The organism is Microvirga sp. CF3016 (genome assembly GCF_036314085.1).
Taxonomy (GTDB): Bacteria; Pseudomonadota; Alphaproteobacteria; order Rhizobiales; family Beijerinckiaceae; genus Microvirga.
This window is the reverse complement of sequence record NZ_JAYGGM010000012.1, coordinates 113,430-135,453: the sequence shown is the minus strand read 5'-3', so window position 1 is coordinate 135,453 and position 22,024 is coordinate 113,430. Positions and strand designations below refer to the sequence as shown.

Below are 22,024 nucleotides of genomic sequence, written 5' to 3'. Positions count from 1 at the left end.
AAGGAGGACGTCCGCCCGATAAATGGGCCGTCTCGGTTGACGCGTCCGGGCCGGCGGCCTTAGACAAGGCGGAGAGCCGGAGCGGATTTCTCCGTACCAGGAGGGGTGGCCGAGTGGTTTAAGGCAGCGGTCTTGAAAACCGCCGTGGGTGCAAGCCCACCGTGGGTTCGAATCCCACCCCCTCCGCCATAGCCGGATTGGGCCGAGTCACAAGCAATTATTCGTTAACCAAATCCTCTCAAAATCAGGCTGTGAGTCGGGCAAGAGGGTTGGTTCAACTGGTTAAGCTGCGCTGCAGGCTGCCTCAATCGGACTTTTCCTGAATATTATCCGCTAAAATGCTGATTTAGCTGAACAATTTATCTGATCAGCTTGAGTGGCTGCTTCCTGGCCGGAACTTGCTGGGCAGACGGATGTCGTCACCGCGACCTGCTTTTGCTTAATGCAAAACTTAAATGGATCATTATAACTTTTTGCTTATAAGGCCATTTTTCAGATTCGAAATATTGTTATTCGTTTCTGAGCTTTGCCATTGACAAGCGCGGCCGTTTAACTTCCCTTTAAGGACCCGAAAGCACTTTGGTTTGATGTTCGGTCATGGGGCGATGCCATGCACTGTACAGACGATAGGATGCGAGACGACATGCCTTGTGATCGCGCTGAAGCGAAAAACGGTCCGAAGGGGGATGTCTCTTCCTTCAACCAATGGACTCTCCTCCGCATTGCAGGCGTGACCGCGATTGCCCTTACGGCAGCCAATTGCTCCTCGAACGTCAGAGGCGGCATCGATCCCAAATATGGCGTCGCCCCGAGCCCGAAGGTCGTCGCCGACGGTCAGCCGATTCCGAAGGGCGGCGGCCGCCAGATAGTGGGCAAGCCCTATACGGTTGCCGGCCGTACCTACGTTCCGGACGAGACGCCCCGGGCAAGCGAGGGGCTGGCCTCCTGGTATGGATCCAACTTCCACGGCCGCATGACGGCCAACGGCGAGGTCTTTGATCGCGATTCGATCGCGGCCGCCCATACGACCATGCCTCTGCCGAGCTATGCCCGCGTCACGAATCTGCAGAACGGCCACTCGATGATCGTCCGTGTGAACGATCGTGGTCCCTTCCATGGAAACCGGGTCATCGACGTGTCTGAGCGGGCCGCAGCGGCCCTCGGCTTTCGGCAGTCCGGGACGGCGCGTGTGCGCGTCGAGTATGTCGGCCGCGCATCCACCAATGGCAGCGACGACCGGATCCTCCTGGCCAGTCTGAGGACCGACGGCACACCGGCTGCTCTGACCGGTTCGGCACCGACGATGATCGCCCAGGCCGCGCCGCAGCCGAACGCGCCTCGCCAGGCCATCGCCCTCCGCACCTACGAACCTGACGACGAGGCCTATCCGACCCCGTCGCGCGCAATGCAGCCCGCCGGTTCGGGCGCCGTTGCGAGCAACGTGCCGCTTCCACCGGAGCGGCCGTTCGACCTCGGGACGATCCCCGGCGCGGCGAGCCCGGTTGCCCGGGTCAGCTCAGCGACCCCTGGGACGGTTGCCGCATCGCGTCCGGTGGTGGCGAGCCTCTCCGAGGCGCCCGCCGGCGCTGCGCAGTCCGGCTTCCAGAGGAGCGGCGCCTATACGGCAGCCACTCCGTCGAAGTTCGTCCTGCGCTAGTGCAGGGTATCCACTCCACCTGATCCCGGTGACATCGCGCACAGCCCACCGTGGCCGGGCGTTGATTTGTTGTTGACGCGCCACAGATTCGGGGTCTCCTAGGGGAAGATCCTGGAGAAGTTGACGATGCGTCACGTTAAGGCCGCCCGGTGCTTTGCGGCGATTGGGTTTGTTTGGGGTGCCATCTCCCTTGCGTCCGCCTGGCCGCAAGCAGCGCAGGCACAGAATTTTCAGACCAGCGCGCCCACAGCCCTCCTGATGGATGCCGGCAGCCATGCGGTTCTCTTCGAGAAGAATGCCGATGAATTGACGGCGCCGGCCAGCATGGCCAAGACCATGACCGCCGAAGTGGTCTTCAACGAGATCAAGAACGGCCGTCTGAACTTCGACAGCGAGTTCGTGATCTCTGAGAACGCCTGGCGAAAAGGGGGCGGCGGCTCGGGCGGCTCGTCCATGTTCGCCAAGGTGAATACCCCTGTGCGGCTCGAGGATCTTCTGCGGGGCCTCATCGTCCAATCCGGCAACGATGCGGCCATCGCCATCGCCGAGGGCATTGCCGGCACGGAAGAGAATTTTGCCCGCATGATGAACGAGCGGGCAAAGCAGATCGGTCTGACGAAATCGACCTTCCGCAACGCGACCGGCTATGGACATCCCGAGCAGAAGACTACGGTTCGGGATCTGTCCAAGCTCGCCCTCCACATCATCGAGACATATCCTGATCTCTACAAGATCTTCGGCGAACGTGAGTTCACCTGGAACAAGATCCGCCAGCAGAACCGCAATCCGTTGCTGTTCCTCGATATCGGAGCGGATGGGCTCAAGACGGGCAATATCGATGAATCGGGCTATGGCTTGATCGGCTCCGCGGTTCAGAACGATCAGAGACTCATCGTGGTCGTGAACGGTCTCAAGACGGCCAAGGATCGGGCTGCCGAATCCCGGAAGCTCCTCGATTGGGGCTTCAGGGCCTTCGAAACCCAGCAGCTTTTCGCCGACGGGCAGGTCGTTGGCGAAGCTCAGGTTTTCGGTGGGAGCAAACGGTCGCTGCCGCTTGTGTCCAAGAAGCCTGTTCGTGTACTTGTGCCCCGTGGAGAAGGCGAGCGGGTCACCGCCCGCATCATCTATACCGGCCCGCTGAAGGCTCCTGTTCAGAAGGGAGCGGAGGTGGCCCGGCTCCAGGTCAATCGCGGGGACATGCAGGCTCTCGACATGCCGCTTTACGCCAACGAGGACATCCAGGAGGGGACGCTGAGCCAGCGGGCCTTGGATGGTCTGCTGGAATTCAGTACTGGCTGGGTCCGCCGCGCTTTCACGAGCGTGATCGAAGGCATTTGATGGCAGGCTGCTTCATAACGTTCGAAGGCGGGGAGGGCGCAGGCAAATCGACCCAGATCGGGAGGCTTAAGACCCGGCTGGAACAGCTTGGCCAGCCCGTTCTCGTGACCCGCGAGCCCGGCGGCTCCCCACATGCCGAGGAGGTCCGTGCCTTCATCCTGGGAGGGCATGCCAAGCACCTCGGGCCCTTTGCCGAGGCCTTGCTGTTCGCAGCGGCCCGTATCGACCACCTGGACAAGACCATCATACCGGCCCTCAGAAGCGGGACTCATGTGCTGTGCGACCGTTTCGCGGACTCGACCCGCGCCTATCAGGGCTCCGTGAGCAATCTCGACAAAGGCTTGATCGACCAGCTCGAGACGGTCACCCTCCGGGGCGTAAAGCCCGATCTGACCTTCATCCTCGATCTGCCAGCTGAGACGGGGCTCGCCAGAGCTGGAGCGAGGCAGGCAGGGAAGGGGGAGGGAGCGGATCGGTTCGAGAAGGAGGATCTCTCCTTCCACCAGTCTCTCCGTCAGGCCTATCTTTCCATTGCCCGGGCCGAACCGAGGAGGTGCGTCGTGATCAACGCGGACCAGGCTTCGGAAGAGGTCGAAACTGCAATCTGGGCGGCTCTGCGCGAGCGCCTGCCCCAGATGGTCCAAGCCGCCGTGAGGCCCCTCGATGTCGCGTGACGATCAGGATGCAGCCGAACCGGACCAGCTCGAGGGCACGAGGCATCCCCGGGGTCAGTTTGCCTTCTTCGGTCATCGGGAGGGCGAGGAGGCTTTCCTGGAAGGGTTGCGCAGCGGTCGCCTTCATCATGCCTGGCTGATCGGCGGGCCCCAGGGGATCGGCAAGGCTACCCTGGCCTACCGGGTTGCCCGTACCGTTCTTGATCCGCAGAAGAGCAGGGACCGGGCCATTTCGCGGCTGGACGTGCCCAGCGACTCGAATGTTGCGCGTCAGGTGGCGGCCCTGTCCCACCCCAATCTCTCGGTTCTGAGAAGGGCTCCTGCCACGGACAAGAAGGGCGCGTCGGCGACCATTCCGGTCGATGCGGTCCGTCGGGCGCTCGGGATGTTCGGCTCGACGGCGGCGGACGGGGGATACAGGGTCTGCATCGTCGACAGCGCAGAGGATCTGACGATTTCGAGCGCCAATGCCCTTCTGAAGGTGATCGAGGAGCCGCCGCCGCGCTCGCTGTTCCTTATCGTCAGCCATGCGCCCCAGAGGGTTCTTCCCACCATCCGCTCCCGCTGCCGGCGTCTTCTGCTCCGCCCCCTGGAGGATCAGGACATCAAGGCGGCGGTCGCTTCTCTCGGCTCTCCCTGGACCGATGTTCCGGGGGATGTAGTGGATCAGGCGCTGCGATACGGCGAAGGCTCGGTCCGGCGCACCTTGGAACTGCTGGATGCCGACAAGGTCGCGTTCATCGACCAGGTCACCCGACTCTTGGACGGGTTGCCGAAAACCGACGCCAAGCAGGTCCTTGCGCTCGCAGAGGCTCTCTCCCGCCGGGATGCGGATGACAGCTACGAGCTGACCCTGGAAACCGTACAGCGCTGGGTTTCCGATCGGCTCCACGAGCGGGCCGGGCTCGGCGCCTCCCGGCTTGCGCCTTTGGTGGAGGTATGTGAGAAGATCGGCCACTCGGCGCGTGAGATCGACGTGTTCAACCTCGACCGCCGGCCCTTCATCCTGACGATGTTCGACGATCTCGCCGACGCGGTTCGGCGGGCGGCCTGAAGCCTCGTCGCCGAAGGATTTTTGGTTTCAAGGCTTAGGATTCGACATGGCCGACAAGCAGAAATTCTATATCACCACGGCTATCTCGTACCCGAATGGGGCTCCCCATATCGGCCATGCCTACGAGGTCGTCGCGTCCGATGCGATCGCGCGCTTCAAGCGCATCGACGGCTATGACGTGTTCTTCATGACGGGCACGGACGAGCACGGCTTGAAGATCCAGCAGACGGCCGACAAGAGCGGCACGACGCCGAAAGCCTTCGTCGACGAAATGGCGGCGAAGTTCAAGGCAATGGCCGACCGGCTCGATTGCTCCTACGACCGCTTCATCCGCACCACGGATGCCGACCACCTGCCTTCCACCCAGGAACTGTGGCGACGGATGCAGGAGAAGGGCGATATCTATCTCTCCAAGTATTCCGGCTGGTATTCGGTGCGGGATGAGGCCTATTACGACGAGAGCGAGCTGACGAAGCAGCCCGACGGCAGCTGGCGCGCGCCGACGGGCACGCCGGTCGAGTGGATCGAGGAAGAGAGCTATTTCTTCCGTCTCTCGGCCTATCAGGATCGGCTGCTGGCCCATTACCAGGCCAATCCGGACTTCGTCAGCCCGGAGACCCGCCGCAACGAGATCACGAGCTTCGTCCGATCCGGCCTGCAGGATCTCTCGATCAGCCGTACGACCTTCAACTGGGGTCTTCCGGTACCGGGTGATCCGAAGCACGTCATGTATGTGTGGATCGACGCCCTCAACAATTACGTGACCGGCTGCGGCTTCCCGAATGAGAACGATCCTCGCTGGCACTATTGGCCGGCGGACGTGCATATCATCGGCAAGGACATCGTGCGCTTCCATACGGTTTACTGGCCGGCCTTCCTCATGTCGGCCGAGCTGCCGCTGCCGAAGCGCGTGTTCGGGCACGGATTCCTGCTCAACAAGGGCGAGAAGATGTCCAAGTCGGTCGGTAACGTGGTCGATCCGTTCGACCTGGCCGACACCTACGGCGTCGACCAGATCCGGTACTTCTTCATGCGTGAAGTACCCTTTGGCCAGGACGGGAATTACTCCCACGAGGCGATCGTCAACCGCATCAATGCTGATTTGGCCAATGACCTGGGCAACCTCGCACAGCGCTCCCTGTCCATGATCGCGAAGAACTGCGACGCCGCCGTGCCGCAGCCTGGAGAGTTCACGCAGGCCGATCAGGACATTCTGTGGCTGGCCGATGCCTTGCCGGGGAAGGCGAGGGCGGCCATGAAGGACTTCGCTGTCCATGCCGCCTTGGCGGAGATATGGGCCGTGGTGGCAGAAGCCAATCGCTATTTCGCCTCTCAGGAGCCCTGGGTGCTGCGCAAGAGCGATCCGGCTCGCATGAACACGGTGCTTTATGTGACCGCCGAAGTCCTGCGGGCCGTCGGCATCCTGGCCCAGCCTTTCGTTCCGACAGCTGCCGCCAAGCTGCTCGACCTGTTGGCCGTTCCGCCGGAGGGCAGGGTGATTGCGGCGGTCGGGCGCGAGCATCGTCTCGCGGCCGGAACGGCTCTCCCGCAACCTGGGCCGATTTTCCCGCGTTATATCGAGGCGGAGGCGTCCTGACGCGTCCGCTTTGAACGGCCCTGAGGGCCCTCAGCGGAAGCGCGCGATGTACACCACCTTCATGTTCGCGACCGGGATCGAGAACAGCATCCCGACGATCAACAATGGCCGCACCCGCATCGATCAGATGGAGAAGTGCGGCCATTACGCCCATTGGCAGACCGACTTCGACCTTCTGAAGGACCTGGACATCCAGGTTCTGCGGTATGGTCCGCCTCTTCATAAGACCTTCATCGGCCCGGGGCGCTACGACTGGTCGTTCGCCGACATGACCTTCGGCGAGATCCTCCATCGCAACATCATCCCCATCGTCGATCTGTGCCACTTCGGCGTGCCGGATTGGATCGGCAATTTCCAAAACCCGGATTTTCCAGAGCTTTTCGGCGCTTACGCCGAAGACTTCGCGCGCCGCTTTCCCTGGGTTCAGCTCTATACCCCGATCAACGAGATGTTCATCTGCGCCCAGTTCTCCGCCGCCTATGGCTGGTGGAACGAGCAACTGACCAGCGATCAGAGTTTCGTGACTGCCCTCAAGCACCTCGTGAAAGCCAATGTCCTGGCCATGGAGCGGATCCTCAAGGTTCGTCCAGATGCCCTGTTCATCCAGAGCGAGTCATCCGAGTACTTTCATGCGGACAACCCGGCGGCGATCAAGCCGGCCGAGATCATGAACGCCCGGCGCTTCCTCTCTCTGGACCTGAATTACGGCCGGCGCATCGATTCCGAGATGTATGAGTTCCTGATGGATAGCGGCATGACCCGGGACGAGTATCATTTCTTCCTCAGCCGCTCGTCGCTGCGCCACCACTGCATTATGGGAAACGACTATTATCTCACTAACGAGCATCGTGTTCAGGCAGATGGCAACACGAGGGCAGCCGGGGATATCTTTGGTTACGACGAAATCACCCGGCAATACTATGATCGGTACCGCTTGCCGGTGATGCACACCGAGACAAACCTGATGGAGGGTCCCAACGGCGACGAGGCCGTCAATTGGCTTTGGAAGCAATGGGCGAACGTCCTACGGGTGCGTAACACTGGCGTGCCGATCGTCGGCTTTACATGGTATTCGCTCACCGACCAGATGGACTGGGACACGGCGCTCCGCGAGGAGAACAACCGCGTCACCCCGGTGGGCCTCTATGACCTGAACCGCAACATCCGCCCAGTGGGACGCTGCTACAAGCAGCTGATCCAGGACTGGTGCAATGTCCTTCCAGCCCAGAGCGTGTGCCTCGCGGTGCCTGTGGTCCGGCCGCAGGAATGCGACGAGGCTCCGGTCTACAGGCACCAGGAGCGCTTGCGGCAGATGCGCCGCAAGGAAACGAAAGAGGATGACGAGCCGGTGGTGACCGCCCAAGGGGCACGTCGGTAGACGAAGGCCGGGATCCGATTTATGCAGCCTGTGCCGTTAGCTGCCGCAGAGGAGGGCGCCTTCGCCGATGTTGGTCGATAGTCACTGTCACCTGGACTTCCCGGATTTTCAGACCCGCCTCCCCGAGGTTCTGGCCGCGGCCACGGCCGCAGGCGTCGGCCGAATGGTGACGATTTCGACCCATGTGGCGCGCTTCGACACGTACCGCGCCCTGGCCGAGGCGCATGAGAGCATCTTCTGCACCGTCGGCACGCACCCCCACAACGCGGCCGCCGAACCGGATGTGCCGGCCGAGCGGCTCATCGCGCTCTCGCGGCATCCGCGCTGCGTCGCCATCGGCGAAGCCGGCCTCGACTATCACTATGACAAGAGCCCGCACGACGTGCAGCAACGGGTCTTCCGCACGCATATCGAGGCGGCACGGGAAACCGGTCTGCCCCTGGTCATCCATGCCCGCGACGCCGACGCGGACATGATCCGGATCCTGTCCGAGGAGATGAGGCGAGGGCGCTTCGATGCGGTTCTCCACTGCTTCTCGTCCGGCGAGAAGCTGGCCCAGGTCGGTGTCGAGCTCGGGCTCTTCGTTTCCTTCTCGGGCATATTGACCTTCCGGAACTCGGAGGAGATCCGCCGGATTGCCGCGGCTGTTCCCCATGACCGGCTGCTCGTGGAGACGGATGCGCCCTATCTCGCCCCCGTTCCGCACCGTGGAAAGACCAACGAGCCGGCCTATGTGGCTCATACGGCCCACGTCCTCGCGGAGGTCGTCGGGATGACCGATCAGGACGTCGCGGCTTTGACCACGGCCAACTTCTACCGGCTGTTTTCCAAGGCGGCAGCCGCCGATGCGGCATCCGGGCAGGCTCTCGCGTCATGACGTTGAGGTTGACGATCCTGGGCTGCGGATCCTCCGCCGGCGTGCCGCGCGTTGGCGTCGGCTGGGGTGCGTGCGACCCGTCGAATCCCAAGAACAGGCGCCGGCGCTGTTCCATTCTGGTCGAAAGCCTCGGGCCAGACGGCGTCACCACGGTTCTGGTCGATACCGGACCGGATTTGCGCGACCAGCTTCTTGAGGCCGATGTCCGGCACCTGGACGCCGTTCTCATCACCCATGAGCACGCCGACCATATTCACGGGATCGACGACCTGCGTCCGCTCGCCATCGTCCAGCATCAGCGGATTCCGGTCTATGCCGACCGGATGACGAGCGAGCTGCTTCAGATTCGGTTCGGCTATTGTTTCGAGACCCCGGCCGGCAGCAGCTATCCGCCGATCCTGAAGATGCGCGCCTTGCAGCCTGGCGTGATGGTCGCGGTTTCTGGCGCCGGTGGCACCGTCGAGGCCTTGCCGTTCAGGATGGTCCACGGCGATATCGATGCCTTGGGATTCCGGTTCGGCAGCATCGCGTACGCACCGGACGTGAGCCGCATGCCCGAGGAGAGCCTGCCGGCCCTGGAAGGCCTGGACGTCCTGATCCTGGATGCTTTGCGCTACACGCCGCATCCGACGCATTTTTCGCTGTCGGAAGCCTTGGAGCTGATCGCCAGAGTCGAACCGAAGCGCGCGATCCTGACGAACCTGCACACGGACCTGGATTACGAGACATTGCGCCGCGAACTGCCGCCGCACATCGAACCGGCCTATGACGGGCTTCAGATCGAACAGCGCTGAAGCTCAACCCGAAGAGGCCGAGGAGCCGAAATCTCGGCAGAAGCACCCGTAGGCACGCCTCCCTATGGGACGTACAGATTTAAGTTCCATAATATATCTTATGCGAATTTCGTATATGGCTGCTATTGGCCGAAAGCGGCCCTCGCCTTCAGCGGTGTCCATTTCCTGACCGCTCGACGGATGCGCTATACGGCTGGTCTATGTCAGTCATCCGATTCAGGCAGGCACAACCGGACCAGTGGACGGAGGCCAGCTCGCCCCGAGGGCAACCTCTCCCTTTCCGATGGCCGGCGATGCCCGTCCGACCAGACGGCAAAGCCCGAGATCAATAAATCGCATCCAGGCTGATAAGGCCCAGCAGCGCCGCAGACGACGGTTCCAACTCCAGTGTGGGACCGTGACGCCGTAAGGTCGTTTCCGACGAGATCCGGGCAAGTCAAGTCCGACAGACCGGGCGGATGGTTGTCAGGCCGCCACAATGGCGGAGCAAGTCCAAAACCCTCCGGGTTAAGGTGCAAACACAGATCAGCCTTAGGCCAGCCGTGCTCTTGTGCCTCGGACGCGTTAATACGGCGGAGTAGCCGTCAGCGACCCCTCTGTCCGTAAGAACATGCACTGGGGTAATTCACAATAGCTGAAGTCTGACGCTTGTTATTGTCAAGCAACGGAACCAACATGCTCACCAACAAGCATAGTAATACCTGACAAGTGTTCGGTCTGTTCCGGTTCAACACTCAAACGTAACGGGTTTATTCCCAGATGGCGAAATTGGAAGACGCAGCGTGCTGTTGACGCGCCGCCGAGAGGCGTGGGGGTTCGAGGCCCTCTCTGGGAGCCATCTTCTTCGTAAGTGTCATGCACATTGCCGCCTCGCCCGCGTCGAACAGACGTCAGCCGAGACTTATTCTGCTGCATTGGCCCGGAATGCGGCGATGAAAGCTGGTGCGGCCTCTGCGACGGCCGCAAGCGAATACCCGCCTTCCTGAACGATCAGGGTCGGCAGGTCGATCTTGCCCCAGATCTCTCCAATCCTGGCAAAGGCGTCGGACGTGATGTTAAGCTTCGACAGCGGATCGTCCTGATGGGCGTCCCAACCGGCCGACAGAACCAGCGCCTCGGCCCCATGGGCTTGGACGGCCAATGCCAGACGCTGGTTGGCATCAATGAAGGCTTCGTCGTCAGCCCCCGGTTCAAGCGGCAGATTGAGGTTCGCCCCTTCGCCCGGCCCTGCCCCGGCTTCGTCCGCGTAGCCGGCGTAGTGCGGGTAATAGGACGACGGATCGGTGTGCACGGAGCCATAGAAGACGTCCTGGCGCGTATAGAAGATCGCCTGGGTGCCGTCGCCGTGATGCGTATCGAAATCGACGATCGCCACCTTCGGAAAATGGCTACGCAGCACAACGGCCGCGATGGCGGCATTGTTGAAGAAGCAGAACCCTGAGGCCCGGTCCGCATAGGCGTGATGTCCTGGCGGACGGCAGAGCGCGAACGAGGCGCGCTCTCCGGCCAGCACCGCTTCCGCGCCGGCGATCGCCGCCTGCGCTGAGGCGTAGGCCGCCTGGAACGTCCACTCCATGATGGCACAGGACATGTCGCCGATATACCAGCCTGATTGGCCGAGAATTCCCGTGGTGCGCGGTTTGCCGCGTTCCTCCAGATCGAGGCCGGATCCTCGGTACGGATGGACGTTCGGCAGCACCTCGGGGCCATGGTTGGGCAGTGTCAGGAAGCGCTCATAGGCATCCTCGATGAAGGACACGTAATGACCGGCATGAACAGCCTGGATGGCGTCACGGCCGAAATCGCCCGGATCTGTCCTGGCCAGACCCTGGGCTTCCAGAGCCTCAAGGAGCGTGGTGGCGCGCTCGGGATTTTCGAACGGATCCACAATCCGCCCGTGCACCATGTACTGCTTGGGTCGATGCGCCAGTTGGGCTTCCGAGAAGAACAGCTTCATGATCGTGGCCCCGGATATGGGAGGGTTCAGGAGGAGGCGGCCTCCGTCTCCTCAGCCTCGTCGATTGCCGACCAAGAATGGGTGATCTTGGCAACGGCCCCAAGCATGATCGAGGCAGAACAGTACTTTTCCTTGGACAGTTCGATGGCTCGTTCGACCTTGGCCGGTGCGAGGCCCCTGCCCTTAACGCGGTAATCGATATGGATCGAGGTAAAGACCTTGGGATCTGTCTCGGCGCGTTCCGCAGTGACCTCTACCTCGCAGTCGGTAACCTTCTCGCGGCCCTTTCTGAGGATCTGGACCACATCGAAGGCCGTACAGCCGCCCAACCCGATGAGAAGCATCTCCATGGGACGAATGCCGATGTTGCGGCCGCCATATTCGGGCGCTCCGTCCATGACCACGGCGTGCCCGCTGCCGGATTCGCCCACGAACATCATGCCATCGACCAGTTTGACCCGCGCTCTCATTTCGTCCCGTCCTCAATTGTGCCCGAAGCAGCCTGCTCATCCATATACCGCTAACGCAGGGAAATGGCGCAAATCCAGCTAGCCGGGCGTCTTGTCCTCAGGCTATGACACCCACGCAGCGATCAGGGATTTCATCATGAGGCCTTCCACGGATATTCACCGGCTCATCGAGATCATGGCGGCCCTGCGTACCCCGGGCACCGGCTGCCCCTGGGATCTGGAGCAGGATTTCGCATCGATTGCGCCATACACTCTCGAGGAAGCCTATGAGGTCGTGGATGCCATCGAGCGCGGCGATCTGGCTGACCTGCGGGACGAACTTGGGGATCTGCTGCTTCAGGTCGTGTTTCACGCCCGCATGGCGGAAGAGCAGGGTGCGTTTGCCTTTCCCGACGTGGTCGAGGCCATCACGCGCAAGCTCATCCGACGGCACCCTCATGTTTTCGGCGACATCAAGAATCTGTCGCCCGAAGAGGTGAAAAGCCTCTGGGATTCGATCAAGGCCGAGGAGAAGGCGGAGCGGCAGGCGGACCGTGAGAAGATGGGACAACGGCCTGAGGCTCACGAGGCGGGATTTCTCGGCGGGATTCCGACGGCCCTGCCCGCTCTGACCCGCGCCCAGAAGCTGACGGCGAAGGCCGCAAAGGTCGGCTTCGACTGGCCGGAGGCCGTTCAGGTCATCGACAAGATTCACGAGGAGCTGGAAGAGGTTAAAGAAGCTTCTTCATCTGGTGCGCAAGACAGGATCGAGGACGAGATCGGCGATCTTCTGTTCTCCGTCACCAATCTCGCACGTCATTTCGGTATCGACTCCGAGCGTGCCCTGCGGCGGACGAATGCGAAGTTCGAACGGCGCTTTAAGGCGATTGAGCAGGCTCTCGAAGAGCAGGACAGGAACCTGGAAGAGGCCTCGCTTGAGGAAATGGAGCAACTCTGGGTCGCGGCGAAACGGGCGGAACGGGAGCCCGGCTCCTTATAGAACGCGCGCTTCCGGGAAGCGGTTGAGGAACCGAGGTTCCTTGCCGGATACGAGGCGGATCTGAAGGATGGTATGGCCGTTGTCCTTCGTTTCGCGATTCAGAATCTCCGTATTCTCATGGAGCCAGGCGAGCCCCTGGCCGTCCTCCGGAGCCACGTCGACCTCGTAGGTCAGGCGCCCCATGGCCAAATGCTGCTCGATGGTGGCGAGGAGTTCGGGAATGCCGTCACCCGTCAGGGCAGAGATGAGGATCGGCCGCCTCTCCTCCCCGGCTCGATGGGATGCGGTGGCAAGCCGTTCGCGATCCTGGGGCGACAGGAGATCCGCTTTGTTCCAGACCTCGATAATGCGCCTCGTGTCGTCAGGATCGATGCCGAGCTCTCGCAGGACGACTGCGACGTCCCCAGCCTGAGCCTCGGTTTCACCGTGCGACACATCGCGGACGTGGAGCAGAACGTCGGCCTCGACCACATCCTCCAGGGTCGCCCGGAAGGCCGCCACCAGCATGGTCGGCAGATCGGAGATGAAGCCGACCGTGTCCGACAGAATGGCCTTTTCGCCGTGCGGGAGCTCGATGGCGCGGGATGTCGGATCGAGGGTCGCAAACAGCATGTTCTCGGCCAGGACGTCGGCCTGGGTCATGCGGTTGAACAGGGTCGATTTCCCGGCATTGGTGTAGCCCACAAGAGCGATGATCGGATAGGGCACGCGCCGCCGGCTCGTCCGGTGAAGGGAGCGTGTCTTCACGACGCCCTCCAGATCCCGTTCGATCCGGTTCATGCGTTCCTGAATCAGGCGCCGATCGGCCTCGATCTGTGTTTCACCCGGCCCGCCGAGGAAGCCGAAGCCGCCCCGCTGGCGCTCCAAGTGGGTCCAGGAGCGGACCAGCCGGCCCTTCTGATAGGAAAGATGAGCCAGTTCGACCTGGAGAGTGCCCTCTTTCGTACGAGCCCGCCGCCCGAAGATTTCAAGGATCAGGCCGGTGCGGTCGATGACCTTGGCCCCCCAGGCCTTCTCAAGGTTGCGCTGCTGAACGGGGCTGAGCGCGCAATCCATGACCACGAGGCCGATTTCCTCGGCTCGGATCAGGCCGGCCAGTTCTTCGACCTTGCCGCTGCCGATGAAAGTGGCCGGGCGAGGCGAGGACAGGGGCGCTATCAGCGATTGCACAATGGTCAGATCGATCGCGAGGGCCAGGCCGGTGATTTCATCGAGCCTGGCTTCCGGAGGGCGGGGATTAACGCCCTCCCCGTCGGATTCCGCTGAGCCGCGCCGCCTGCGGGTCAGGTACGGACCGATCACAAGCGTACGAGTGCCGGCCGCAACCTCTTTCTCAGGTTCGGCCAGTTGAGCGAGACGTTCTTCCCCCGGACTGCGTGGTTCCGTCACCTCAAGCCTTCTCGCCAGCCTCGTCGACTTGGTCGAACAACTGGACGGGCTGTCCTGGCATGATGGTGGAAATGGCGTGTTTGTAAACCAGTTGGGAATGACCATCCCTGCGCAGAAGGACGCAGAAGTTGTCGAACCAGGTGACGACGCCCTGAAGCTTTACCCCATTCACGAGAAAGATCGTCAGGGGGATTTTCTGCTTCCGGACATAGTTCAGAAAGGTGTCCTGAAGATTCTGCGCGCGATCGCCCGCCATTGAAGTTGCCTCGCCAGCCCATCGCCGCCGGTCTTGGCTATGGGGCCGCTTGGATATGGTTGTCCGCTTTCGTGCGGTCGGTGACCGGCAGATCTATTACAGGGCGAACGGCAGCGTTCGGCAAGGGGTGCGCAACGGTTCTACCTCCTCGGAGCATATTTTCCCGTGGATTGTAGGCTTCCGTTCTTTCCGGCACGAAAAAGATCCGCGCTCTAGCCTCTGCCGGTGGAGCGGATCACCCCCCGATCCCGAGGGATTTCAGCTTCCGGTGCAGGGCCGAGCGTTCCATGCCGATGAATTCCGCCGTTCTGGAGATGTTGCCGCTGAAGCGCGCGATCTGCGCCAGGAGGTACTCGCGTTCGAAGATCTCACGGGCCTCACGCAGGGGAAGACTCATGAGCTTCTCTCCCCCTGCCCCGCCAGGCGTGCTCGGAACAAGGGCGCCGATCTCCGACGGCAGCATGTCGGCCGTGATCTCAGCATCGGGATCCCCGGACGTGAGAATCATCAGCCGTTCAACGTTGTTGCGCAGCTGCCGCACGTTGCCGGGCCAATCATGAGACTGCAGGACCGCCATGGCGTCTTCGGCAATGTGCCGCTTCGGCAGGCCCGTTGTGGATGAGATCTGCTCCATGAAGAATTCGATCAGTTCCGGGACATCCTCGCGCCGCTCGGCGAGGGACGGCACCCGAATCGGGATCACGCCGAGCCGATGGAACAGATCCTCCCGGAACTGGCCCGCAGCAATGGCTGCGGGTAGGTCACGGCTGGATGACGACACAATGCGCACATCCACATGGACCCGGGTGGTTCCGCCCACGCGCTGGAAGTTCTGATCGACCAGGACGCGCAGGATCCGGTTCTGCGTCTCCCGCGGCATATCGGCGATTTCGTCGATATAGAGGGTGCCGCCATGAGCCTCCTCGAGCGCCCCGACGCGACGCCCTCCGCCGGCGCCGCCTTCGGTGCCGAAAAGCTCGGCCTCCATGGTCTCAGGCGTGATCGTCGCGGCCGAGAGGACGACGAACGGGCCGTTGGCGCGGGTGGAGAGACTGTGAACGGTCCGGGCCGTCAGCTCCTTGCCCGAACCGGGAGCTCCCGTGATCAGGATGCGGGCATTGGTCGGTGCCGCCCGCTCTACCGCCTGCCGGAGCTGGTTGATGACGATCGACTTGCCTGCGATGCGGCTGGCCTGAACCGAACGCGAGCGCAGGTCGCGGACTTCGCGCTTCAGGCGCGACGCCTCGAGGGCACGTTCGGCAACAAGGACGAGCCGATCCGCCTTGAACGGCTTCTCGATGAAATCGTAAGCGCCTGCCTTGATCGCCGAGACGGCCGTTTCGATATTGCCGTGGCCGGAGATCATCACAACCGGCAGATCCGGGTGCTGGGCCTTGACGATCTCCAGAACCTGAAGCCCGTCGAGCCGACTCCCCTGCAGCCAGATGTCGAGGAACACCAGGTGAGGACGCCGGGTTTCGATGGCCGCCAGGGCCTCGTCGGAGGTGCCGGCCGTGCGGGTTCGGTGTCCTTCATCCTCAAGAATGCCGGCCACCAGCTCACGAATGTCGACCTCGTCGTCGACCACGAGAATATCAGCGCTCATAGGCTTGCCTTGCGAGGGTCATGACGGCTGGAAGCGGCCAATGTCTCTTCCGATGCAACGTGCTTCGTCTTTGGGATCCACATGCGAACCTGCCCACCCTTGCCAGCGGGATTGTCGGCCAGTTCCATGCCACCTCCATGGTCTTCCAGAATCTTTGCAACGATCGGCAGACCCAGTCCGGTTCCACCCTCACGCGTGGTCATGTACGGTTCCAGGAGGCGCTGCCGGCCTTCAACAGGGAATCCCTTGCCGTTATCGCTCACGGCCAGGATCAGATAATCCGGATGGGTATCGTCGAGCAGCACCGATATCTGCCCCTGCCCTCGCTCATCCTCCGGCACCGCCGCAATGGCTTCGGTGGCGTTCTTGACGATATTCGTCACCGCTTGCGAGACGAGTCGACGGTCGAAGGGTGCGATGAGGGAGCCGGCCGGAACCTGATCGATGAACTCGATCTCGGGATGGGCGATCTTCATCATGAAGATGACCTGGCGGATCGTCTCGGCGAGATCCTCGTTGCCGATGGTCGGTTTCGGCATGCGGGCGAAGGACGAGAATTCGTCGACCATGCGCTTGATGTCGTCGACCTGCCGCACGATGGTGTCCGTGCATTGATCGAACACTTCCCGGTCCGTGGTGATCACCTTGCCGTACTTCCGGCGGATGCGCTCGGCCGACAGCTGGATCGGTGTCAGGGGGTTCTTGATCTCGTGCGCGATGCGCCGCGCCACGTCGGCCCAGGCGGAGGTCCGCTGCGCCAGCACGAGATCAGTGATGTCGTCGAGGGTGATGACGAGGTCCCTCTGACCGCCGCGCGCCTGCTCGCTGGTCACGCGCACGTTGATGGTGCGCTCCTTGCCCCGCCGTGAGATGTGGATCTGCTGCTGCATGAGGCGCTGACGCCCCTGGCTCATTTCCTCGACCAGAGGTGCCACCTCCGGCAGAACCATGGTGATCGGCTGGCCGAGCAGTTCCTTGTGCGAGGTGCCGAGCAGGGCCTCCGTGGACGGGTTGACGATGGTGATCTGCCCTTTGGCATTGACGCCGATGACGCCAGCCGAAACGCCCGCGAGAACCGCCTCGGTGAACCGCCGTCGACGATCCATGAGATCGCTGGCGGCCGTCAGCCCATCGTGCTGGCGGCGCAGCTCCGAGGTCATCTTGTTGAAGGTCTCGCCCAGATGCCCGAGGTCGCCTTCGCCCCGGCGAACAGGGACCTGAACATAGAAATTGCCCGTCGCCACCTGGTCGGTCGCATGGATGAGGCGCCGGATGGGGGCAACGAGACGGTTGGCGAAGTTCAGCCCGAACCATACGGCCGAGAGCAGCACGATCAGCGCAATCAGCGTGAACATGGACGCGAAGGCGATCTGGATGCCGGCCTTCTTCTGGTCCAGGGCCTCATAGAAAGCGACGCCCGCTTCCGCGACCTGAGGGAACTCGAGCGCACGCGGGTCGACCTCCCTGGCGACGTAGAGGACCCGTCCACCGTGGGCATCAAGCTTCAAGGCGGAGCGGAAGATGTTGCCGGATTTCGGAAAGAGGCACAGAGCCTCCCGATTGCTGGCCTCCTGGAGATCGGCTTCGGTCGGCGTGGGGACGTTTTCGAGCTTCTTGGCCTCGATCCGCTCCACCACCGAGCCGTCCATATCCACGATCATCGCGAGAGGAAAGCCGAGGAAGACGGCCCGGGAGTTCATGAACTCCCGGAAAAGGTTGCGGTCCGCGTCGAAGAGAACCTTGGCGCGATTGAGATCGGCCGCCATGAGTTGGGTTTCCCGCGCGAGCGTCCGGCACTGCATCTCGCGATAGGATCGGGCGATGGAGACCGTGTTGGTCATCAGATCCTTGAGCGCGCCGGTAAACCAGGGATCGAGGCCGCGCTCCAGGGTGACCGTCGCCACGGCGGCCACGAGGATGGCGGGGAGAACAGCGACGAGGCTGAACAGCCCGACGATCCTGACGTGGAGACCGGCCGCCGCCGCCCCTGCCCGGCGTTCGCGCACCAGCTTACGGGTCTGCCAAGCGACGATCCCGAGAAGCAGGGCGATCAGCACGCCGTTGAGCAGGAAAACCCAGATCACGACGTTGTGGGTCGGGAGCAGCGGGGTCGCGCCGGCGAGGATCAGGAAGGTGGCCAGGGCGGAGGCCAGAGCCGACAGCACGGCGCCATAGCCCAGCCAGCCGAGACTGCTCTGGGACGGCTCCGTCGCCTGTCGTTGTGCAATCGTGTCCTGTTCGATCAAGACTGGGGCCCCGCCAATCGGGCGCTTTCGATTCAGCGCCCCGTCAGTGGGTGATGCACCAACACAACACTGTGGTCAAATTATTACAGCAGATGTTGCTCAGCTCCGGTTGGAGCGGACCACCATGAGTTCAAGATCCCGCACCTTCTTGCGGAGGGTGTTGCGATTGACCCCCAGAAGCTCAGCCGCCCGGATCTGATTTCCCCTTGTCGCTGCCAGGGCCGCCCCGATGAGCGGGCCTTCGATTTCGCGCAGGACTCGGTGATAGAGGCCGGGGGGCGGGAGCGTGTCCCGGAAGCCGGAAAAGTACTCGTTCAGATGCCGCTCGACCGCATCGGACAAACCCTCCGAGTTCTGGTGAGACGGCTGGGACGCCTTTCCAACGGGCTGGGGCGGCAGCAGAGGCTGGGAATCGAGCTCCGCATCGATGATGGTGCCCGTAATGGTGTCCTGAGGGTAAAGGGCTGCCAAACGTCGCACCAGGTTCTCCAGCTCGCGGACATTGCCCGGCCAGCGGTAGCGCTTCAGCCGGTCCATGGCGTCTACGTCGAGCTGCTTGCGCGCAAGGCCCTCTTTCTCCACCAGCATGAAGAAGTGGCGCACCAGGTCCGGGATATCCTCGACGCGCTCCCGCAGAGGCGGAAGGCGCAAAGGCACGACGTTGAGCCGGAAATAGAGATCCTCGCGGAAGAGCCCCTGCTGGATCAGGATACGCAGGTCCTTGTTCGTCGCCGCCACGATGCGGACATTGGTCTTGATCGGCACCCGGCCGCCGACGGTCGTGTATTCGCCCTGCTGGAGAACGCGCAGGAGGCGGGTCTGAGCCTCCATGGGCATGTCGCCGATCTCATCGAGGAACAGCGTGCCGCCCTCGGCCTGCTCGAAACGTCCCGTGCTGCGAGCGGTCGCACCGGTGAACGCCCCCTTCTCGTGGCCGAACAGCTCGGATTCGATCAGTTCCCGCGGGATCGCCGCCATGTTCACGGCCACGAACGGACCCTGCCGGCGCTTGCCGTAATCGTGCAGCGCCTTCGCCACCAGTTCCTTGCCGGTGCCGGATTCGCCCGTGATCATCACCGTCAGGTCGGTGGGCATCAGGCGGGCGAGGGCTCGGTAGATCTCCTGCATGGCCTGGGAGCGGCCCACGAGCGGAATGTCCTCGTTTTCCGGCGACGGGTTGGCTCCCGTGGGAACGTTCCGGGGCCGGGACAAGGCTCGGCCGACGACCGCAACGAGCTCCTTGAGATCGAAGGGCTTGGGCAGGTATTCGTAGGCGCCGCGCTCGGAGGCCTTGATGGCGGTCATGAACGTGTTCTGCGCGCTCATGACGATGATCGGCAGCTCCGGCCGCACCTTCTTGATGCGCGGGAGCAGGTCGAAGGCGTTCTCGTCGGGCATCATCACGTCGGTGATGACCAGATCGCCCTCCCCCTGGGATACCCATCTCCACAGAGTCGCGGCGTTGCTGGTGGAGCGAACCTCGTATCCGGCCCGGGACAGGGCCTGGTTCAGGACGGTCCGGATGGCTGCATCGTCATCGGCGAGAAGAATCTGTCCGCTGGGCATTGGTTAATCTCACAAATCGGCCCCGCGGCCGTCATCGGCGCGGTGCATAGGCAGGAGAATTCGGAAGGTGGTTCGCCTGGGTGCCGGCTCGCATTCCACGATGCCGCCGTGATCGCCGACGATCTTCGCGACGAGGGCCAGCCCTAGTCCGCTGCCCTGGACCTTGGTCGTCACGAAAGGATCGAAGAGATCGCTCATTAGATCGGGAGGGATGCCGGGGCCGTTGTCGATGACGCTCAGCTCGATCGGAAGGCTGACCCGTTCCTGGGAACCCGGAACTTGAAGCCGGACACCGGTCCGAAAGGCGGTCGACAGGATGATCTCGCCGTCAGGGGCATCGATACCCACCGCCTCGGCGGCATTCTTCACCAGGTTCAAAATGACCTGAATCAGCTGGTCCCGGTTGCCCAGCACCGGCGGAAGCGAAGGGTCGTAGTTCTCGACGAAACGGATATGGCGAGCAAAGCCCGATTGCGCGAGGCGCTTCACATGGTCCAGCACCCCGTGAATGTTCACCGGCCCCCTTTCGACCGGCCTCTCCTCGCCGAACAGCTCCATGCGCTCCACGAGCTTCACGATCCGGTCCGTTTCGTCGCAGATGAGACGCGTCAGCAGCCGGTCGTCCTCGCTTGCCGATTGCTCGAGGAGCTGCGCCGCTCCCCGGATGCCGGACAGGGGATTCTTGATTTCGTGCGCCAGCAGGGCTCCCAGCGCCGTGATCGACCGAGCTGCTCCGCGATGGGTCAACTGGCGGTTCATCTTGTCGGCGATGGTCCGCTCCTGCAGCATGACGATCACGTTGTCACCGTCGTCGCCGAGAGGACTGGCCGAGACGTCGACGATGCGCTCCGCACCAAGGCGTGGGCTGCCGATGTCGACCCGATGCTCGCTGACGCTCGAGCCCCGCTGGCGAACGTCCTCCACCAGGGCCATCACCGGCGAACCGAAAGGCAGAAAGTCGCTGAGCTTCTGGCGCAGCATCATGCGCAGGCTCATTTCGAAGAAGGATTCGGCCGCCGCATTGGCGTGCAGGATCCTGTGCTCCGGCCCGACGGTCAGCACCGGGATCGGAAGCGCGTTCATAATGAGATCGTTCATAGACGCCATCGTCATGCCGCCTCCCGGTTCTGGCGGCTGTAGAGGGAGCGCAGCAAGGCCATCACCGTCTGGGGTTCCTCTGATGTCACGAGCGCTGTCCGGACGCTCGATGCGACCTGGAAACCCGAAGCGATGGCCGTATCCGCATAGGCCGCCAGGTGCTTGCGAGCATGGCGGATCCCAACGTTCTCGCCGTAGAGCGACAGGAGCCCGTCGTAATGCTCGATGGCAATCTCGGTCATCGCCTCCGGCGACGGATCGGGAATCGTCATACCCTGCAGGGCTGCCCCGATCTGGCCGACCAGCCAGGGCCTTCCAACGGCGGAGCGTCCGACCATCACGGCGGTGGCACCCGAGGCCGCCAGGCATCGCTTCGCATCGTCGAGCGTGGCGATGTCGCCGTTGGCAATGACAGGAATACCGACGTTTTGGACAACGGCCGCGATCGCCGTCCAGTCGGCCTGACCTTTGTAGAATTGCTGGCGGGTGCGGCCATGCACCGTAACGGCCTGCACGCCGAGGCTCTCGGCCCGGCGAGCCAGCTCCGGCGCGTTGATCGTGTCGTGATCCCAGCCGAGCCGCATCTTGACGGTCACCGGGACTTTGGCCGCTTTCACCGTCGCGGCGATGAGCCGGGCCGCATGATCGAGATTACGCATGAGCGCCGATCCGGCATAGCCGCCGATCACCCGCTTGGCCGGGCAGCCCATGTTGATGTCGATGATACGGGCCCCTGCCCCTTCGGCGACTCGGGCGGCCTCGGCCATCCAGTAGGGATCGCAGCCGGCGAGCTGAACCACATGCGGCTCGATCCCCGCCCCTTCAGCCCTCAGTTGTGCTTCCTCCGAGCCCTGGACCAGCTCGTCCGAAGCCACCATTTCGGATACGACGAGGCCAGCCCCCAGGCGCTTGGCAATGCGCCGGAAGGCGACATCCGTGACGCCGGAGAGAGGTGCGAGAATGGCTGTCGCTTCGACCTGTTCAGGCCCGATGCTGAAACCGCCACCGCCTAATTTTTGATCAAAACTCATTGTGCCTAATCAATAGCCAATTCGCTGTTCGGTGCAAGCCCCTCCCGCCGGGATTTG

General features: G+C 62.7%; 18 protein-coding genes and 2 tRNA genes. 11 read left to right on the top strand and 9 right to left on the bottom strand.

The annotated features are described in order from the left end of the window. Positions 1-99 precede the first annotated feature (99 nt). The 10 genes from VB672_RS18345 to VB672_RS18300 all read left to right on the top strand — a co-directional run bounded on the left by VB672_RS18345 (position 100) and on the right by VB672_RS18300 (position 10,207). A tRNA-Ser gene (locus tag VB672_RS18345) sits at positions 100-189 on the top strand. Positions 190-730: 541 nt separating this feature from the next. After that, positions 731-1,657 carry a septal ring lytic transglycosylase RlpA family protein gene (locus tag VB672_RS18340; protein WP_329785643.1) on the top strand — a complete coding sequence of 309 codons (927 nt, stop codon included), beginning with the start codon at positions 731-733 and terminating at the stop codon, positions 1,655-1,657. 126 nt (positions 1,658-1,783) lie between these two features. Then, positions 1,784-2,995, top strand: a complete 1,212-nt coding sequence (locus VB672_RS18335; protein ID WP_329785642.1) for a D-alanyl-D-alanine carboxypeptidase family protein — start codon at positions 1,784-1,786, stop codon at positions 2,993-2,995. Next, a complete protein-coding gene (gene tmk / locus VB672_RS18330) occupies positions 2,995-3,669 on the top strand; it encodes a dTMP kinase (protein ID WP_329785641.1) in 675 nt (224 codons plus the stop codon). The genes VB672_RS18335 and tmk overlap by 1 nt, the downstream gene beginning before the upstream one ends. After that, on the top strand, positions 3,659-4,723 hold the full coding sequence (locus VB672_RS18325) for a DNA polymerase III subunit delta' (protein WP_329785640.1): 1,065 nt from the start codon (positions 3,659-3,661) through the stop codon (positions 4,721-4,723). Before tmk ends, VB672_RS18325 begins: the two co-directional genes overlap by 11 nt. Positions 4,724-4,769: 46 nt before the next feature. Continuing rightward, the gene (gene metG / locus VB672_RS18320) at positions 4,770-6,320 is read left to right on the top strand and encodes a methionine--tRNA ligase (protein ID WP_329785639.1); all 1,551 of its coding nucleotides are present in this window, start codon (positions 4,770-4,772) and stop codon (positions 6,318-6,320) included. Positions 6,321-6,366: 46 nt separating this feature from the next. Then, on the top strand, positions 6,367-7,698 hold the full coding sequence (locus VB672_RS18315) for a family 1 glycosylhydrolase (protein WP_329785638.1): 1,332 nt from the start codon (positions 6,367-6,369) through the stop codon (positions 7,696-7,698). A 67-nt stretch (positions 7,699-7,765) separates the two neighbouring features. Further along, positions 7,766-8,575: a TatD family hydrolase gene (locus tag VB672_RS18310; protein WP_329785637.1), complete on the top strand. Its 810-nt coding sequence runs from the start codon at positions 7,766-7,768 to the stop codon at positions 8,573-8,575. Continuing rightward, positions 8,572-9,369, top strand: a complete 798-nt coding sequence (locus VB672_RS18305) for an MBL fold metallo-hydrolase (RefSeq protein WP_329785636.1) — start codon at positions 8,572-8,574, stop codon at positions 9,367-9,369. The genes VB672_RS18310 and VB672_RS18305 overlap by 4 nt, the downstream gene beginning before the upstream one ends. Before the next feature lie 753 nt (positions 9,370-10,122). Continuing rightward, positions 10,123-10,207: transfer RNA gene (locus VB672_RS18300), tRNA-Asn, on the top strand. Positions 10,208-10,270: 63 nt separating this feature from the next. On the opposite strand, the gene VB672_RS18295 is transcribed toward VB672_RS18300, so the two are convergent. Together VB672_RS18295 and VB672_RS18290 are read right to left on the bottom strand one after the other, a co-directional pair. After that, positions 10,271-11,326: a histone deacetylase family protein gene (locus VB672_RS18295; RefSeq protein ID WP_329785635.1), complete on the bottom strand. Its 1,056-nt coding sequence runs from the start codon at positions 11,324-11,326 to the stop codon at positions 10,271-10,273. Between the two features lie 26 nt (positions 11,327-11,352). Continuing rightward, positions 11,353-11,796 (bottom strand): OsmC family protein, encoded by a 444-nt coding sequence (locus VB672_RS18290; RefSeq protein WP_329785634.1) that lies wholly within the window; start codon positions 11,794-11,796, stop codon positions 11,353-11,355. Between the two features lie 136 nt (positions 11,797-11,932). Between VB672_RS18290 and mazG the strand changes: the two genes are divergently transcribed. Further along, the gene (gene mazG, locus VB672_RS18285) at positions 11,933-12,775 is read left to right on the top strand and encodes a nucleoside triphosphate pyrophosphohydrolase (protein ID WP_329785633.1); all 843 of its coding nucleotides are present in this window, start codon (positions 11,933-11,935) and stop codon (positions 12,773-12,775) included. Here the strand turns inward: mazG and hflX are convergent. The 7 genes from hflX to dusB form a co-directional block, all read right to left on the bottom strand. Then, positions 12,770-14,164, bottom strand: a complete 1,395-nt coding sequence (gene hflX, locus VB672_RS18280) for a GTPase HflX (RefSeq protein WP_329785632.1) — start codon at positions 14,162-14,164, stop codon at positions 12,770-12,772. The genes mazG and hflX overlap by 6 nt on opposite strands. A gap of 1 nt (position 14,165) precedes the next feature. Further along, entirely contained in the window at positions 14,166-14,420 is a 255-nt protein-coding gene (hfq, locus tag VB672_RS18275) for an RNA chaperone Hfq (protein WP_329785631.1), read from the bottom strand. 235 nt (positions 14,421-14,655) lie between these two features. Beyond that, the gene (ntrX, locus tag VB672_RS18270; protein WP_329785630.1) at positions 14,656-16,026 is read right to left on the bottom strand and encodes a nitrogen assimilation response regulator NtrX; all 1,371 of its coding nucleotides are present in this window, start codon (positions 16,024-16,026) and stop codon (positions 14,656-14,658) included. After that, the gene (locus VB672_RS18265; RefSeq protein WP_329785629.1) at positions 16,023-18,272 is read right to left on the bottom strand and encodes a sensor histidine kinase NtrY-like; all 2,250 of its coding nucleotides are present in this window, start codon (positions 18,270-18,272) and stop codon (positions 16,023-16,025) included. Before VB672_RS18265 ends, ntrX begins: the two co-directional genes overlap by 4 nt. Positions 18,273-18,371: 99 nt before the next feature. Beyond that, entirely contained in the window at positions 18,372-19,838 is a 1,467-nt protein-coding gene (gene ntrC, locus VB672_RS18260; RefSeq protein ID WP_329785628.1) for a nitrogen regulation protein NR(I), read from the bottom strand. A 9-nt stretch (positions 19,839-19,847) separates the two neighbouring features. Beyond that, on the bottom strand, positions 19,848-20,945 hold the full coding sequence (locus tag VB672_RS18255) for a two-component system sensor histidine kinase NtrB (protein ID WP_329785708.1): 1,098 nt from the start codon (positions 20,943-20,945) through the stop codon (positions 19,848-19,850). A 2-nt stretch (positions 20,946-20,947) separates the two neighbouring features. Further along, positions 20,948-21,967 (bottom strand): tRNA dihydrouridine synthase DusB, encoded by a 1,020-nt coding sequence (dusB, locus tag VB672_RS18250; protein WP_329785627.1) that lies wholly within the window; start codon positions 21,965-21,967, stop codon positions 20,948-20,950. Positions 21,968-22,024: the final 57 nt, after the last annotated feature.

What these genes read in the sequence shown, in the direction of transcription:
- VB672_RS18305 (WP_329785636.1), top strand. Translation starts at nt 8,572, where the DNA reads ATGACGTTGAGGTTGACGATCCTGGGCTGCGGATCCTCCGCCGGCGTG.
- ntrX (WP_329785630.1), bottom strand. Translation starts at nt 16,026, where the DNA reads ATGAGCGCTGATATTCTCGTGGTCGACGACGAGGTCGACATTCGTGAG.
- VB672_RS18325 (WP_329785640.1), top strand. Translation starts at nt 3,659, where the DNA reads ATGTCGCGTGACGATCAGGATGCAGCCGAACCGGACCAGCTCGAGGGC.
- ntrC (WP_329785628.1), bottom strand. Translation starts at nt 19,838, where the DNA reads ATGCCCAGCGGACAGATTCTTCTCGCCGATGACGATGCAGCCATCCGG.
- tmk (WP_329785641.1), top strand. Translation starts at nt 2,995, where the DNA reads ATGGCAGGCTGCTTCATAACGTTCGAAGGCGGGGAGGGCGCAGGCAAA.
- VB672_RS18335 (WP_329785642.1), top strand. Translation starts at nt 1,784, where the DNA reads ATGCGTCACGTTAAGGCCGCCCGGTGCTTTGCGGCGATTGGGTTTGTT.
- VB672_RS18295 (WP_329785635.1), bottom strand. Translation starts at nt 11,326, where the DNA reads ATGAAGCTGTTCTTCTCGGAAGCCCAACTGGCGCATCGACCCAAGCAG.
- VB672_RS18310 (WP_329785637.1), top strand. Translation starts at nt 7,766, where the DNA reads ATGTTGGTCGATAGTCACTGTCACCTGGACTTCCCGGATTTTCAGACC.
- VB672_RS18255 (WP_329785708.1), bottom strand. Translation starts at nt 20,945, where the DNA reads ATGGCGTCTATGAACGATCTCATTATGAACGCGCTTCCGATCCCGGTG.
- mazG (WP_329785633.1), top strand. Translation starts at nt 11,933, where the DNA reads ATGAGGCCTTCCACGGATATTCACCGGCTCATCGAGATCATGGCGGCC.
- VB672_RS18315 (WP_329785638.1), top strand. Translation starts at nt 6,367, where the DNA reads ATGTACACCACCTTCATGTTCGCGACCGGGATCGAGAACAGCATCCCG.
- hfq (WP_329785631.1), bottom strand. Translation starts at nt 14,420, where the DNA reads ATGGCGGGCGATCGCGCGCAGAATCTTCAGGACACCTTTCTGAACTAT.
- VB672_RS18290 (WP_329785634.1), bottom strand. Translation starts at nt 11,796, where the DNA reads ATGAGAGCGCGGGTCAAACTGGTCGATGGCATGATGTTCGTGGGCGAA.
- dusB (WP_329785627.1), bottom strand. Translation starts at nt 21,967, where the DNA reads ATGAGTTTTGATCAAAAATTAGGCGGTGGCGGTTTCAGCATCGGGCCT.
- metG (WP_329785639.1), top strand. Translation starts at nt 4,770, where the DNA reads ATGGCCGACAAGCAGAAATTCTATATCACCACGGCTATCTCGTACCCG.